At 67.1% G+C, this 14682-nt stretch carries 12 protein-coding genes; 11 read left to right on the top strand and 1 reads right to left on the bottom strand.

Annotated features, from left to right (window positions below; genetic code table 11):
• Window positions 1-4 precede the first annotated feature (4 nt).
• From ACO07K_RS11465 to ACO07K_RS11445, 5 genes are read left to right on the top strand one after another with little or no spacing between them, the layout of a single operon-like run.
• Window positions 5-730, top strand: coding sequence for a biotin--[acetyl-CoA-carboxylase] ligase (locus tag ACO07K_RS11465; RefSeq protein WP_422036060.1), 726 nt, complete (start codon window positions 5-7; stop codon window positions 728-730).
• An 11-nt stretch (window positions 731-741) separates the two neighbouring features.
• Window positions 742-1512, top strand: coding sequence for a type III pantothenate kinase (locus ACO07K_RS11460; protein ID WP_422036059.1), 771 nt, complete (start codon window positions 742-744; stop codon window positions 1510-1512).
• Window positions 1509-3161 carry a ribonuclease J gene (locus ACO07K_RS11455; protein ID WP_422036058.1) on the top strand — a complete coding sequence of 551 codons (1653 nt, stop codon included), beginning with the start codon at window positions 1509-1511 and terminating at the stop codon, window positions 3159-3161. Before ACO07K_RS11460 ends, ACO07K_RS11455 begins: the two co-directional genes overlap by 4 nt.
• A gap of 26 nt (window positions 3162-3187) precedes the next feature.
• Window positions 3188-3592 (top strand): methylmalonyl-CoA epimerase, encoded by a 405-nt coding sequence (gene mce, locus ACO07K_RS11450; RefSeq protein WP_295136855.1) that lies wholly within the window; start codon window positions 3188-3190, stop codon window positions 3590-3592.
• A 13-nt stretch (window positions 3593-3605) separates the two neighbouring features.
• Complete coding sequence (locus tag ACO07K_RS11445; protein WP_422036057.1) at window positions 3606-3851, top strand: DUF1467 family protein; 246 nt, start codon at window positions 3606-3608, stop codon at window positions 3849-3851.
• Window positions 3852-4109: 258 nt separating this feature from the next.
• On the opposite strand, the gene ACO07K_RS11440 is transcribed toward ACO07K_RS11445, so the two are convergent.
• Window positions 4110-5402: an NCS2 family permease gene (locus ACO07K_RS11440; RefSeq protein ID WP_422036056.1), complete on the bottom strand. Its 1293-nt coding sequence runs from the start codon at window positions 5400-5402 to the stop codon at window positions 4110-4112.
• 140 nt (window positions 5403-5542) lie between these two features.
• Here ACO07K_RS11440 and proS point away from each other — a divergent pair, with 140 nt between their 5' ends.
• The 6 genes from proS to ACO07K_RS11410 are packed head-to-tail and all read left to right on the top strand — an operon-like array spanning window position 5543 to window position 14609.
• The gene (proS, locus tag ACO07K_RS11435) at window positions 5543-6856 is read left to right on the top strand and encodes a proline--tRNA ligase (RefSeq protein ID WP_422036055.1); all 1314 of its coding nucleotides are present in this window, start codon (window positions 5543-5545) and stop codon (window positions 6854-6856) included.
• Window positions 6857-6876: 20 nt separating this feature from the next.
• A complete protein-coding gene (locus tag ACO07K_RS11430) occupies window positions 6877-8187 on the top strand; it encodes a lipoprotein-releasing ABC transporter permease subunit (protein WP_422036054.1) in 1311 nt (436 codons plus the stop codon).
• Window positions 8180-9439, top strand: coding sequence for an ABC transporter permease (locus tag ACO07K_RS11425; protein ID WP_422036053.1), 1260 nt, complete (start codon window positions 8180-8182; stop codon window positions 9437-9439). Before ACO07K_RS11430 ends, ACO07K_RS11425 begins: the two co-directional genes overlap by 8 nt.
• Window positions 9432-10115 (top strand): ABC transporter ATP-binding protein, encoded by a 684-nt coding sequence (locus ACO07K_RS11420; RefSeq protein ID WP_422036052.1) that lies wholly within the window; start codon window positions 9432-9434, stop codon window positions 10113-10115. Before ACO07K_RS11425 ends, ACO07K_RS11420 begins: the two co-directional genes overlap by 8 nt.
• A 31-nt stretch (window positions 10116-10146) precedes the next feature.
• Window positions 10147-13593, top strand: a complete 3447-nt coding sequence (gene dnaE, locus ACO07K_RS11415; RefSeq protein WP_422036051.1) for a DNA polymerase III subunit alpha — start codon at window positions 10147-10149, stop codon at window positions 13591-13593.
• Window positions 13590-14609: a DUF72 domain-containing protein gene (locus ACO07K_RS11410; RefSeq protein ID WP_422036050.1), complete on the top strand. Its 1020-nt coding sequence runs from the start codon at window positions 13590-13592 to the stop codon at window positions 14607-14609. Before dnaE ends, ACO07K_RS11410 begins: the two co-directional genes overlap by 4 nt.
• The last annotated feature ends 73 nt before the right edge of the window (window positions 14610-14682 follow it).

The following is a 14682-nucleotide window of genomic DNA, read 5'->3' as shown; positions in this document are numbered from 1 at the left end:
CTCGGTGCCCGTCCTTCCGGACGGGTGGAGGCTGGTCGCGCTCGAAAGCGTCGGCAGCACCAACGACGAGGCCACCCGCCTGGCCGATGCCGGCGCCCCCGAGGGCACCGTCGTCTGGGCGCGCGAGCAGTCGGGCGGTCGCGGTCGCCGCGGCCGCAACTGGGCGTCGCCGGTCGGCAACCTCTACAGTTCCACCATCCTGCGGCCCGATTGCATGGCGCAGCGCGCCGCCGAGCTGGGCTTCGTCGCCGCGCTCGCGGTCGGCGATCTCGTGCCGGCGGATCGGAGCGTGCGCCTGAAATGGCCCAACGACGTGCTGGTCGACGGCGGCAAGGTTGCGGGCATCCTGCTGGAAAGCGCGATCGGCCAGGAAGGGCTCGTAGAGCACGTCGTGGCCGGTATCGGCGTGAACGTCTCGTTTGCGCCGCAGCTTCCCGAGATGCGCTATCCCGGTGCGGCGTTGGGCGGCACCGTCGAGGCGGCACTGGAAGGCTTGGCGCGCGCGCTGGCGACCCGAATTGCGCAGTGGCGCCGCGAGGGCTTCGAGACGGTGCGCCGCGAGTGGCTCGCGAAGGCGGGACCGCTGGGCGCCGAGGTCGATGTCCGGCTGGGCGAGGGCCTCGTCCGGGGCCGGTTCTCCGGGCTCGACCAGGAGGGCGCGCTTCTGCTGGAGACGGCGGAGGGCCCGCGCAAGATCGTGTCGGGCGAATTGCTGGGCCGGGCGGCCTGAGGAGGGCGGGAATGCTGCTGGCCATCGACGTTGGCAACACCAACTCGAAGTTCGTCGTGTTCGACGAGGACAGGATCGTCGCTGCCTGGCGCCTGCGCACCGAGTCCAAGCGTACGTCCGACGAGTATGCCGCCTGGGTGACGCAGCTGATGAACCTGCAGGGCTTCGATCCGAAGTCAATCAAGGGCGCGATCCTGGCCAGCGTCGTGCCGGCGGTGAATACCCACCTGCGGCGCCTCTGCGAGAACTACTTTCACACCAAGCTGCTGATCGTCGGCGAGCCCGACTGCAATCTCGGGATCAAGGTCCTGATCGACCGGCCGGCCGAGGCGGGCGCCGACCGCCTCGTCGGCGTGATCGCCGGCCACACGAAGTATGGCGGGCCGCTGATCACCATCGACTTCGGCAGCGCCACCACCTTCGATCTCGCGGACAAGGACGGCAATTTCATCGGCGGCGTGTTCGCGCCGGGTGTCGAACTGACGATCGAGGCCTTCTATCTGATGACGGCGCGCCTGCCGCGCATCCGGGTCGAGAAGCCGGCCCACGTCATCGGCAAGAACACCGTGGCCAACATGCAGTCGGGCATCTTCTGGGGCTATGTCGGCCTGATCGAGAGCCTGATCCGGCGCATCCGCGAGGAGTATGGCGAGCCCATGAAGGTGATCGCCACGGGCGGACTCGCCAGCGTGTTCAAGGACGAGATCGGCCTGTTCGACTTCATCGAGCCCGACCTGATGTCGCTCGGCCTGCTGGAGATCTGGCGGCGCAACCGCGGATGACGGTTCCTTCGAACGACGAGCTGCTGTTCCTGGCCCTCGGGGGGGCCGGCGAGATCGGCATGAACCTCAACCTTTACGGCACGGCCGGCAAGTGGCTGATGGTCGATCTCGGCATTGGATTTGCCGACAGTTCGATGGCCGGCGTCGAGGTGGTGATGCCGGATCCCGAGTTCATCGTGGAACGCCGCGAGGCTCTCGTGGGCATCGTCCTGACCCACGCCCACGAGGACCATCTCGGCGCCGTGGCCGATCTCTGGCCCCAGCTGAAGGCACCGGTCTATGCGACGCCCTTCGCCGCCTCGGTGCTGAAGCGCAAGCTGATCGATGCCGGCCTGCGCGATCAGGTGCCGGTCACCGAGATTCCCTTGAGGGGCAAGTTCTCCCTCGGGCCGTTCGAGCTCGAGATGATCACCATGACGCACTCGATCCTAGAGCCGAATGCGATGGCGATCCGCACCAAGTTCGGCACGGTCTTCCACACGGGCGACTGGAAGATCGACCCCGAGCCGTTGCTGGGCGACCTGACCGACGAGGCCATGTTGAAGCGCATCGGCGACGAGGGTGCGCTCGCCATGGTCTGCGACAGCACCAACGTCTTCGTCGAAGGCGAGGCGGGCTCCGAGTCCAAGGTCCGCAAGAACCTCGAGGCGCTCGTGCGCGGTCGCGCGGGCAGGGTGGCCGTCTCCTGCTTCGCCTCCAACCTCGCCCGGGTCGAGAGCATCGCCCTGGCGGCGGTCGCGGCCGGCCGCCACCCGGTCCTGTCGGGCCGCGCCCTGACACGCATGCTCGAATCGGCGCAGGAATGCGGCTACCTGCTGGATTTCCCCGAGTGCGTGCCCGAGAAGCAGGCCGGCTACCTGCCGCGCGACAAGGTGCTGTTCATCTGCACCGGCAGCCAGGGTGAGCCGCGCGCCGCCATGTCGAAACTCGCCGGCGGGGAGCATCGCGACCTCGTCCTCGAGGCCGGCGACACCGCCATCTTCTCGTCGCGGGTCATCCCGGGGAACGAGCACTCGGTCGGGCGCCTGCAGAATGCGCTGATCGCCCGCGGGGTGAAGGTCATCACCGACCGCGAGGCCGATATCCACGTGTCCGGACATCCGGCGCGGGACGAGCTGGTGCGGGTCTATCAATGGGTCCGTCCGAAGATCGCGCTGCCGGTCCACGGCGAGGTCCGGCACATGATGGAACACGCCGAGCTGGCGAAGACCTGCCAGGTCCCGGAAACGATCGTGGCGCCCAACGGCACCCTGGTGCGGCTGGCGCCGGGACCGGCCGAGATCATCGACCACGTCTTCTCCGGCCGGCTGGCCCGGGACGGCGACACGCTGATCCCGCTCGACGGGGAATCGCTGCGCGAACGGCGCAAGCTCCTGTGGAACGGCGCCGCTGCGGCGACCCTGGTCGTGGACAAGCGAGGCAAGTCCCTGGCGCCGCCGAAAGTCTCGCTGCGCGGCATCGACGATGCCGACGGCGAGCTTCAGGAGGCGATCGAGGATGCGCTGTCGGAGATGATGGCCGACCTCAAGAGCGTCGAACGCACCGACGACCGGCGCATGGAGGAGGCGGCCCGCCAGGCCGTCCGGCGCGTCGTGCGGGCGCACCTCGGCAAGAAGCCGTTGACGGACGTGCACATCGTCCGCATCTAAAGGTCGCGCAGCCGCCGGAGAAGACCATGATCGGACGCCTGAACCATATCGCGATTGCCGTGCCCGACCTGGCCAAGGCGAGCGAGCTCTACCGCACCGTGATGGGCGCCAAGGTGAGTGCGCCCAAGGAGCAGCCGGCGCATGGCGTGACGGTGGTCTTCGTCGAACTGCCGAACACCAAGATCGAACTGCTGCATCCGCTCGGCGAGAAGTCGCCGATCGCCAATTTCCTCGCCCGCAATGCCGACGGTGGAATCCACCACGTCTGCTACGAGGTCGAGGACATCTATGCCGCCCGCGACAAACTTAAGTCGCAGGGTGCACGCGTCCTGGGCGACGGCGAGCCCAAGATCGGCGCGCACGACAAGCCCGTGCTGTTCCTGCATCCCAAGGACTTCACCGGCACGCTGATCGAACTCGAACAGGTCTGAGGAGCATCGCGCCATGGGCTGGGCTACCGGCATCATGGTCTACCTGGTGATCTGGTGGATCGCGCTTTTCATGGTTCTGCCGCTGGGCGTCAGGCGCGTCGAAAACCCGGGCAGGGGCCAGGAGACGGGCGCGCCGGAGCGCCCGGAGCTGCTCCGCAAGGCCATCATCACGACCTTCGTCGCGGCGGCACTGTGGCTCGCCTTTTACGGGTTCTACCAGCTCGATCTGCTGAGTTTCAGGCGTCTCGAAGGGTCCTGAGCCCGCACGATCCGCGCGCCTCTCGCCCCAAAAGGAAACGGCGGACCCGTGGTCCGCCGTCCTCTACCCCCGAAACTCGTCGTAGGCGGCTTCCGCCGCTCTCCTCCCTAAACTCGGGCTACGCCCAACGCGTAGGCTGTTTAGCGTGTCGCCTGGGAATTGCCAAGACCTTTTCTTTCGATCCATGGGTGGCGGACAGAAGAATCTGCAACGGTGAGGTCGTTCGACGACAAACTAATGTCCGCACCTTTTCGCTGTTCATCCAATGACCACATATTTGATCACGAAAAGCACAGCGAGGATTGCGACGGCCGGATGGATGTCGCGATACCGGCCGGCGGCAAGTTTGATCCCGGCGTACGAGATGAAACCGAAGGCGATGCCGTCGGCAATCGAAAAGGTGAAGGGCATGGCGATCGCCGTGATCACCGCCGGCGCCGCCTCGGTGATGTCGTTCCATTCGATCTCGGTGAGTCCGCGGGCCATCAGGCACGCGACATAGAGAAGGGCCGGCGCGGTCGCATAGGCCGGGATCGATCCGGCGAGCGGCGAGAGAAAGAGCGCCAGCAGAAAGAGAACGCCAACGGCGGCAGCGGTGAGCCCGGTCCGGCCGCCGGCATTGATGCCCGAGGCGCTCTCGATGTAGCTGGTCGTCGTCGAGGTCCCGAGGGCGGCGCCGATCATCGCGGAGGCGCTATCCGAAATGAGGGCGCCGCGCAGGCGCGGCACGGTTCCGTCGGGCCGCATGAAGCCGCCGCGGTGGGCCAGCGCAATCAGGGTGCCGGTATTGTCGAACAGGTCGACGAACAAGAAGGCGAAGACCACCGTCACGAGGCCGACCTGCAGGGCACCGGCAAGATCCATCTGCAGGAACACGGGCGCAATCGACGGCGGGGTGTCGAAGATGCCGGCGAACTTCTGATGCCCGGCCAGGATCGAGATCACGGTGACGACCAGGATGCCGATGATCACGCCGCCCATGACGCGGCGGTGTTCGAGGGCAACGATGATGGCAAAGCCCAGGACCGCCATCACCACCGGCCAGCTCGTCATCTTGCCATGGGCCACCAGGGTCGCCGCATTGCCGACGACGATGCCGGCATTCTTCAGCGCGATCAGCGCCAGGAAGAGGCCGATGCCGGCTGCAATCGCCATCTTGAGCGACTTCGGGATCGCGTTGACGATCCATTCCCGGATCGGCAGCACGCTGATGATCAGGAAGATGATGCCGGAGATGAAGACGCAGCCCAGCGCGACCTGCCAGGTGTGGCCCATGCCGCCGACCACGCCGAAGGCGAAATAGGCGTTGAGACCCATGCCGGGGGCGAGGGCGATCGGGTAGTTGGCGAGGAAGGCCATTAGGAAACAGCCCACCGCAGCCGCCACGCAGGTGGCGGCGAACACGGCGCCGAACGGCATCTTGGCTTCGGCCAGGATCGAAGGGTTGACGAAGATGATGTAGGCCATCGTCAGGAACGTCGTGAGGCCGGCGACGAGCTCGGTCCGGACGTTGGTGTTGTTCTCGCTCAGCTTGAAAAGTCGCTCCAGCATCCCGCTCTCCCCGAAAGTCGCGTCCAGTGTGCGGGCACAGGGCTGTGAATAGCCAGCCATACCGTCCAGGTTTGCCTTTGGGCGACCCGTTCCCTACAGTCCGCCGCCATCCCGATACCCCGACCGAGGACCGATTCCGCATGCGCATGAGCCAGTACTTTCTGCCGACGATGAAGGAGACTCCGTCGGAAGCGCAGATCGTTTCGCATCGGCTGATGCTGCGCGCCGGCCTCGTCCGCCAGACCAGCGCCGGCATCTATGCCTGGCTGCCGCTCGGCCTTCGGGTCCTGCGCAACATCGAGCGGATCGTGCGCGAGGAGCAGGACCGGGCGGGTGCCCAGGAAGTGCTGATGCCGACGATCCAGTCGGCCGACCTGTGGCGCGAAAGCGGCCGCTACGAGGCCTACGGGGCGGAGATGCTGCGCATCAAGGATCGCCACGATCGCGAGATGCTGTACGGCCCGACCAACGAGGAAATGATCACGACGCTCTTTCGGGATGGCGTGAAGAGCTATCGCGACCTGCCGAAGAATCTCTATCACATCCAGTGGAAGTTCCGGGACGAGGTCCGACCCCGCTTCGGCGTCATGCGCGGTCGCGAGTTCCTGATGAAGGACAATTACTCCTTCGACATCGACAAGGCGGGCGCGGTCCACTCGTACAACCGGATGTTCGTGGCCTATCTGCGCACCTTCGCCCGGATGGGCCTGAAGGCTATTCCGATGCGCGCCGACACCGGCCCGATCGGTGGCGATCTCAGCCATGAGTTCATCATCCTGGCCGAGACCGGCGAGAGCGCCGTGTTCTGCCACAAGGGGCTGGTCGACAAGGACATCCTCAGCCGCACGATCGATTATGCGTCGGACCTGCAGGGCATCGTGAACGAGTGGACGTCGCTCTACGCGGCGACCGACGAGATGCACGACGCGAAGGCGTTCGAGGCGCTGCCCGAGGGCGAGCGTCTCGCCGCGCGCGGCATCGAGGTCGGCCACATCTTCTATTTCGGCACCAAGTACTCCAAGCCGATGAACGCCGTCGTCGCCGGTCCCGGCGGCGAGCAGATCACCGTCGAGATGGGCTCCTACGGCATCGGCGTCTCGCGCCTGGTCGGCGGCATCATCGAGGCGAGCCACGACGATGCCGGCATCGTCTGGCCGGACGAGGTGGCGCCCTTCAAGGTGGCGATCGTCAACCTGAAGCCGGACGACGGTGCCGTCGGCGGCGCCTGCCAGAAGCTCTACGACGCGCTCTCGGCCAAGGGCGTCGCGGTGCTGCACGACGATCGTGACATCCGGCCGGGCGGCAAGTTCGCCGACATGGACCTGATCGGCATCCCCTGGCAGGTCATCGTCGGCCCGAAGGGAATCGCCGCGGGCAAGCTCGAGGTCAAGAACCGCAAGACCGGCGCCCGCGAGGAGCTGGCGCCCGAACAGGTCCTCGCGCGGTTCGGCTGAGCCGCGGACAGGGCTCCGCCATGTCCTTCGCCGCCGAACGCCTGATTGCCTTCCGCTTCCTGCGGGCCCGCCGCGAGGAAGGCTTCATTTCGGTGATCGCCGGCTTCTCGCTGATCGGCATCACGCTGGGGGTCGGTACCCTCATCGTCGTGATGTCGGTGATGAACGGCTTTCGCGTCGAGATGCTGGCGCAGATGTCGAGCATCAGCGGCCAGCTGGGCGTCCAGTCCAATGGCGGCCCCCTCGAGCCCACGCCCGACTTTCTGAAGCGGCTGGCCGCGGTGCCGGGCGTCGAGTCTGCCACGCCGACGGCCGAGGGGCAGCTCATGGCCGTCGCCGGCGACCGCGTGCGCGGGATCGTGCTGCGCGGGATGCGGCCCGACGACATCCGGAACCGCCCGCCGCTCGCATCGGCGATCGAGGGAACGCCGGAAAACCGCGAACGCTATCGCACGCTGTGCAAGTCCGACGACGACAAGCCGATCGACTGGGGCACCCTCAAGGGCTTCGGCGACGACTTTACCGTGGTGATCGGCCGCCGCCTGGCCGACCTCATGAACCTGAAGGTGGGGGACAGGCTGCAGCTCGTGTCGCCGGTCTCCGTCGCGACGCCGCTCGGGGTCATGCCGCGCTCAGCCGCGGTCAAGGTCGCCGCGATCTTCTGCACCGGCATGTACGACTACGACTCCAACTTCGTGTACGCGCCGCTGCAGGACGCCCAGCACATGCTCAACCTCGGGCCCACCGTCACGGGCATCGAGGTGTTCGTGTCGGACAAGGCCTCGACCGCGGAGACGCGTCGGCTGCTGATGCAGGCGGTCGGAACGCAGGGTTGGGTGTTCGACTGGTTCCAGGCCAATGCCGGCTTCTTCTCGGCCGTCGTCGCCCAGACCAACATGATCTTCCTGGTCCTGACGATGATCGTGCTCGTCGCGGCCTTCAACATCGTGTCGAGCCTGGTCATGCTGGTGCGGACCAAGACGGCCGACATCGCCATCCTGCGCACCATGGGCGCCAGCCGGGCTGCCATCATGCGGATCTTCCTGCTCGACGGGCTGTCGATCGGCGGCGCCGGGACGATCCTGGGTGTCGTGCTGGGCCTCGCCTTCGCGCGCAACATCGAGGCGATCCGGCAGTGGCTGCAGCAGACCTTCGACATCGTGCTGTTCGACCAGACCCTCTACCTGCTGGCCGAACTGCCGTCGCGGATCGAATGGAGCGAGGTCGCCGGGATCGCGATCATGGCGCTGGTCTTCGCCTTGCTCGCCTCGATCTACCCGGCGGCCCGGGCAGCGCGCCTCGATCCGGTGGAGGGCCTGCGCCGTGAGTGAACGCGCGCCCGTCGTCGAGCGCTGGCTCGCCTGGCGCTACCTCGCCACCCGCCAGCGCGAGGGATTCGTCTCCTTCATCGCGATGTTCTCGCTGATCGGCGTGGCGCTGGGGGTCGGGACCCTGATCGCCGTTCTCTCGGTCATGGGCGGCTTTCGCGAGCAGCTCCTGGGCCGGATCATCGGCATGAACGGCCATGTCATCGTCGCCGCGCGCGGCGGGTTGCTGCAGGCCACGCCCGATCTGCTGGCGAAGCTCAAGGACGTCCCCGGCGTCGAGGCGGTGCGGCTCACCCTGGAGCGCCAGGTCCTCGTCACCGGGCACGGCCAGACCCGCGGTGCGCAGCTGCGCGGCGTGCGGCGGGAGGATCTCCTCAATCGGGACATCGTGTCGAGGAACATCATCTTCGGCGACGTGGCGGAGTTCGGCCTGAAGCCCGGGCTGGTGATCGGCGAACGGCTGCGCCAGCAGATGCAGGTGAGGGTCGGGGAGCCGCTGACCGTGGTCACCCACCAGCTGAACGAGGGCGGCACGATCGCGCCGCGCTACAGCGACTACGACATCCTCGCCACCTTCATGAGCCGCCGCTACGAGTTCGACAGCACCCTGGTGTTCATCCCGCTGGCGGCGCTGCAGGAGGATCTCGAATACAGCAAGGAAACCGTGAGTTCGATCGACCTGTTCCTGAAGGATCCGCAGGCCGCGCCGAAGGTGGCGGAGGAACTGCGCCGGTCGCTCGGCCGCGAGGATCTGCGCGTGTCGCACTGGCTGGGCCTCAATGCGCGCTTCGTCGGCGCCCTGCAGGTCGAGCGGGTGATGATGTTCATCATCCTGACGCTGATCGTGGTCGTGGCCGCCATGAACGTGGTCGCGAGCTTCACCATGCTGGTGCGCGTGAAGCGCGGCAGCATCGCGATCCTGCGGACCATGGGGGCCGGACCGGGTACGATCATTCGCGCCTTCTTCATGGCGGCGGCGGCCGTGGGTGTGGTCGGAACGGCGATCGGCGCGGCGCTGGGCCTGCTGCTCTGCGCCAACATGCCCACGATCGGCCGCGCGCTCGCGAACGTCACCGGCGGCGCCGGCACCGCCGGGGCCGAGGTCGACTTCATCACCTCCATGCCCGTTCGGGTGGACCCGCTCGAGGTGGCGTTCATCATCGCCGTGGCGATCGTGCTTTCGCTCGTCGCCGCGGCCTATCCGGCGTGGCGCGCCACCCGGATCGAACCGGTCGAAGGATTGCGACATGAGTGACACCGCCAAGCCGCTTGTCCTGCAGGGCATCCGCCGCACCTTCGTCCAGGGTGACCGTCGGCTCGACGTGCTGCGCGGCGTGTCGGTGGATCTGCATGCCGGCGAGATCGTGGCCATGGTCGGCCAGTCGGGGAGCGGCAAGTCGACCCTGCTGCACATTGCGGGTCTTCTTGAACGGCCCGACGAGGGAGAGGTCGTGGTCGACGGCAAGGCGACGGTGCGGATGGCCGACAGGGAGCGTACGGGCCTGCGGCGCAATTTCCTGGGCTTCGTCTATCAGTATCACCACCTGCTGCCGGAATTCTCGGCCGTCGAAAACGTCATGCTGCCGCAGATGCTGAACGGCGTCGCGCGCGGGACGGCGCGGAAGCGGGCGGCCGATCTCCTGGGCCTGGTCGGGCTCGGCGACCGGCTCGACCATCGGCCGGGACGCCTGTCGGGCGGCGAACAGCAGCGCGTGGCGATCGCCCGCGCCGTGGCCAACGCGCCGCGGGTGCTGCTGGCCGACGAGCCGACCGGCAACCTCGATTCGACGACCTCGGAGACCGTGTTTCAGCAATTGCTCGGGCTGGTGCGGGAAACCGGCATGGCGGCGCTGGTCGCCACTCACAATCCCGAGCTGGCGGCCCGCATGGATCGCACCGTGCGGCTGAAAGATGGCGTGCTCGATGCCTGACAGTCCACAGGCCGCGGCGCGATGATGGCCCGTGGCCATCGCTGATTTCATCCATCTAAAAGTCCGTTCCGCCTATTCGCTCACCGAAGGCGCGAACAAGGTCGACAAGGTCGTCTCCCTGGCAAAGGAGGCGGAGATGCCGGCGGTCGCCGTCACCGACCGCAACAACCTGTTCGGCTCGCTCGAATTCGCGCAGTACGCCTCCAAGGCCGGCATCCAGCCGATCGTGGGCTGCGACCTTGGTATCCGGCGCGAGGAAGAGGGCGGCATCGCCACGGCGAGCAAGCTGCCGACCGTCGACTGGCTGACCGTGCTGGTGCAGAGCGAGGAGGGCTATCTCAACCTGATGCGGCTGGTGAGCCGCGCCCATCTCGAATTCAAGGCCGGATCGGTGGCGGCCCTGCCGCTGGCCGAGCTCGAAGGCTCGACCGACGGCCTCATCGCGATCACCGGAAGCAACGGCAGCGGGGTGGGCCGCCTGCTGGCGGCCGGCCAGACCCCGGCCGCGGAGCATCTGCTCGACCGGCTGCAACGCCTGTTCGCCGACCGCCTCTATCTCGAGCTGCAGCGCCACGGGGAGGATCTGGAACGCCGCATCGAAGGGCCGCTGATCGAGCTGGCCTATGCCCGCAACCTGCCGCTGGTCGCGACCAACGACGTCCACTTCCCGAAGAAGTCGATGTACGAGGCGCACGACGTGCTGCTCTGCATCGAGCAGGGCGCCCACATCGAGGACCCGAACCGGCGGCGTCTGACGCCGGAGCACTATTTCAAGTCCGCCGCCGAGATGCGCAGCCTGTTCTCGGACATTCCCGAGGCCTGCGACAACACGCTGGTGATCGCTCAGCGCTGCGCCTACATGCCGGCGCCGCGCAAGCCCATCCTGCCGCGCTACACCAAGCTCGAAGGCCGCACCGAGGGCGAGGCCCTGCGCGATCTCGCGAAGACCGGGCTCGACGAGCTGCGGGCGCTGGGCAGGCTCGCGGAGGGCATCGACTTCGCGCGCTACGACGAGCGGCTGACCTACGAGCTCGACATGATCGAGAGGATGGGGTTCGCCGGCTACTTCCTGATCGTGGCCGACTTCATCCAGTGGGCCAAGGACAACGGCGTGCCGGTGGGACCGGGTCGCGGCTCCGGTGCCGGCTCGCTGGTCGCCTGGTCGCTCAAGATCACCGATCTCGACCCGCTGCGCTGGGGGCTGCTGTTCGAGCGCTTCCTCAACCCCGAGCGCGTGTCGATGCCCGACTTCGACATCGACTTCTGCCAGGACAAGCGCGACCGCGTGATCCGTTACGTGCGCGACGAGTACGGGCACGACCGCGTCGCGGCGATCATCACCTTCGGCAAGCTGCAGGCGCGCGCCGTGCTGCGCGACGTGGGCCGCGTGCTGGGCATGCCGTACGGCCAGGTCGACCGGATCTGCAAGCTGGTGCCCAACAATCCGGCCAATCCGGTGACCCTGGCCAAGGCGCTGGAAACCGAGGACCTGCTCAAGGAGCAGTACAATGCCGACGAGGAGATCAAGCGCCTGATCGACCTTGCGCTGCAGCTCGAGGGCTTGTTCCGCAACGCCTCGACCCATGCCGCCGGCGTCGTGATCGGCGACCGGCCGCTCGACCAACTCGTGCCGCTGTTCCGCGACACCGACGGCGTCGACTCGCTGCCGGCCACCCAGTTCAACATGAAGTGGGTCGAGACGGCCGGGCTGGTGAAGTTCGACTTCCTGGGTCTCAAGACGCTGACCGTCATCGAGAAGGCCTGGGACTTCATCGGGCGCGACAAGATCGATATTCCGAGGCTTCCGCTCGACGACCGCAAGACGTTCGAACTTCTCTGCCGCGGCGACGGATCGGGCGTGTTCCAGCTCGAAGGCAACGGCATGCGCGACGTGCTGCGCAAGATGAAGCCGGACCGCTTCGAGGACATCATCGCCGTGGTGGCGCTCTACCGGCCGGGCCCGATGGAGAACATCCCGAGCTACATCAAGCGCAAGCACGGCGAGGAGGAGCCGGACTACCTGCATCCGCTGCTGGAAGGGATCCTGAAGGAAACCTACGGCATCATGATCTACCAGGAGCAGGTCATGCAGATCGCGCAGGTGCTGAGCGGTTACACGCTCGGCGGCGCCGATTTGCTGCGTCGCGCCATGGGCAAGAAGATCCAGGCCGAGATGGATGCCCAGCGGGTGAGCTTCGTCGAGGGTGCCGAGAAGAACAACGTGAAGGCGGACAATGCCTCGTCGATCTTCGACCAGGTCAACAAGTTCGCGGGATACGGCTTCAACAAGTCCCACGCCGCCGCCTACGCGCTGGTCTGCTACCAGACCGCCTATCTCAAGGCCAACCACCCGGTCGAGTTCTTCGCCGCCACCATGACCCTCGATATGGGCAACGTGGAAAAGCTCAACGGCTATCGCCGCGATCTCGACAGGATCAACGTCGAACTGCTGCCGCCGGACGTGAACAAGTCGTCGGCCGAGTTCACCGTCGAGCAGACCGCGGACGGCAAGAAGGCGATCCGCTACGCGCTGGCCGCCATCAAAGGGGTCGGCAAGGAGGCCATGAGCCGGCTCACCGAAGAGCGCCAGGCCAATGGCCCGTTCAAGGATCTGTTCGACTTCGCCGAGCGGCTGGACTCGCGTGCGCTGAACAAGCGGCTCCTGGAAAGCCTGGTGAAGGCGGGAGCCTTCGACACGCTGAACAAGAACCGGGCCCAGACCTTCGCTGCCGTCGAGGCGCTGACGCGCCATTCCCAGGCCACGCACGAATCGCGCGGCAGCAACCAGAATAATTTGTTCGGCGACGACACCGCCCAGCGGCGCCCGCAACTGGCCAAGGTGCCGGACTGGGCGCCGATGGAGCGGCTGCAGAACGAGTTCGCGGCGATCGGCTTCTACCTGTCGTCGCATCCGCTGGCTGCCTACGAGCGCAGCCTGCAGCGGCTGGGCGTCTGTCGTGCGGCCGACCTGCCGGCGCTGCTGGCCCGCGGTACGCCCGGCCGCATCAAGCTGGCCGGCACGGTCATCGATCGCATGGAGCGGACCTCGGCCAAGGGCAATCGCTTCGCCTTCCTCCAGTGCTCCGACCAGTCGGGGGCTTTCGAATGCGTCGTCTTCAGCGAATTGCTGGGGTCGAAGCGCAATCTCCTCGAGGCGGGGCAGGCGGTCCTCATCTCGGTCGACGGCCGGCTCGACGGCGAGCAGGTCAAGCTGACGGCGCAGACGGTCGAGAAGCTCGACGATGCGGTCGCCAATTCGGCGGCGGGCCTGCGCATCGTGATCACCGATCCGGTCGCGCTGGAGTCGCTGCGCAAGGCGCTGGAGGGCAAGCGCGGCCGCGGCCGCGTGACCCTCGTCGTGCCGATGACGGACGAGTCCGAGGCCGAGGTCACCTTGCCTGGGGCCTATTCCATCGCGGGCGGCCTGCGCGACACGATCGGCAGCCTGCCGGGCGTCGCGCAGGTGGAGGAGATTTGAGCCGGCAGCCCGGCCTCTTCGAAACCGGGGGCGCCCCGCCGCCCAGGCGGCGCGCTGCAGGCGCGGGCGATGTCCGGCCGGCGCGGGATTCGCCGCTGCTCGAGGCGCCGGTGCTGCCGCCCGACATCCGGCTCGGCACATCCTCCTGGTTCTTTCCCGGCTGGCGCGGCCTCGTCTACGACGCCGTCCATCCCCAGGTGACGCTCAGCCGGAAAGGGCTCCAGGCCTACGGGGAGATCCCTCTGCTGCGGACCGTGAGCCTGGACCGGACTTTCTACGCGCCCCTCTCCGCGGTCACCTATGCGCACTATGCCAGCCAGGTGCCGGACCAGTTCAGCTTCGTCGTGAAGGCGCCGGCGCTCGTGTGCGACGCGGTGATGCGCGACGAGGAGGGCAGGGGCAAGGTCGCGAACCCTCACTTCCTCGACGCAGCCCTGGCAACCCGTGAATTCGTCGTCCCATGCCTCGAAGGCCTGAAAGCCAAGGCCGGACCGCTGGTCTTCCAGATCTCGCCGCTGCCGCGTGGCCTCGCGGACGAAACGCAGCTCCTGATCGAACGTCTCGAAGCCTTCTTCGGCGCCCTGCCGCGCCAGATGGCGGGCCAGATACCGATTTACGCACTGGAACTGCGCAATCCGGAGCTTCTGACGCCGCGGCTGATGCGCATGCTGTCGCGGGCCGCAATCCGCTACTGCGTCGGCCTCCATGACCGGATGCCCGAGGTCGAGCGGCAGGAAACGGCGCTGAAAGCGCTGGACGGCGAGGAGCCAGGACCGCTCGTGGTGCGCTGGAACCTGCATCGCGGGTTCCTCTATCAGGCCGCCAAACAGCGCTACGAGCCCTTCGACCGGCTGGTCGACCATGACGTCGAGACCCGCCGGGTGCTGGCCAGGATGGCCGCTGCCGCCTACAAGGCCGGACGCAAGGTGTGGATAACGGCCAACAACAAGGCCGAGGGCAGTGCGCCGCTCTCGGTGCTCGAACTGGCGCGCGAGATCGCCAAAACGATCGGCTAAGGCCTTGATTTCACTGGCGCTTGCATTTTCGGCGCCAACCTCCTAGAAACGCGCCACTTCGCACGCGGGTTTG

Origin of the sequence: Reyranella sp. (genome assembly GCF_965228225.1) — a bacterium.
Classification (GTDB): domain Bacteria; phylum Pseudomonadota; class Alphaproteobacteria; order Reyranellales; family Reyranellaceae; genus Reyranella.
Note: the sequence above shows the minus strand (reverse complement) of the source record. Positions and strands in the feature narration are given on the sequence as shown.

Excerpts from the sequence above, each read along its gene's own strand:
- ACO07K_RS11460 (WP_422036059.1), top strand. The coding sequence starts at position 742 with ATGCTGCTGGCCATCGACGTTGGCAACACCAACTCGAAGTTCGTCGTG.
- ACO07K_RS11455 (WP_422036058.1), top strand. The coding sequence starts at position 1,509 with ATGACGGTTCCTTCGAACGACGAGCTGCTGTTCCTGGCCCTCGGGGGG.
- mce (WP_295136855.1), top strand. The coding sequence starts at position 3,188 with ATGATCGGACGCCTGAACCATATCGCGATTGCCGTGCCCGACCTGGCC.
- ACO07K_RS11445 (WP_422036057.1), top strand. The coding sequence starts at position 3,606 with ATGGGCTGGGCTACCGGCATCATGGTCTACCTGGTGATCTGGTGGATC.
- ACO07K_RS11440 (WP_422036056.1), bottom strand. The coding sequence starts at position 5,402 with ATGCTGGAGCGACTTTTCAAGCTGAGCGAGAACAACACCAACGTCCGG.
- proS (WP_422036055.1), top strand. The coding sequence starts at position 5,543 with ATGCGCATGAGCCAGTACTTTCTGCCGACGATGAAGGAGACTCCGTCG.
- ACO07K_RS11430 (WP_422036054.1), top strand. The coding sequence starts at position 6,877 with ATGTCCTTCGCCGCCGAACGCCTGATTGCCTTCCGCTTCCTGCGGGCC.
- ACO07K_RS11420 (WP_422036052.1), top strand. The coding sequence starts at position 9,432 with ATGAGTGACACCGCCAAGCCGCTTGTCCTGCAGGGCATCCGCCGCACC.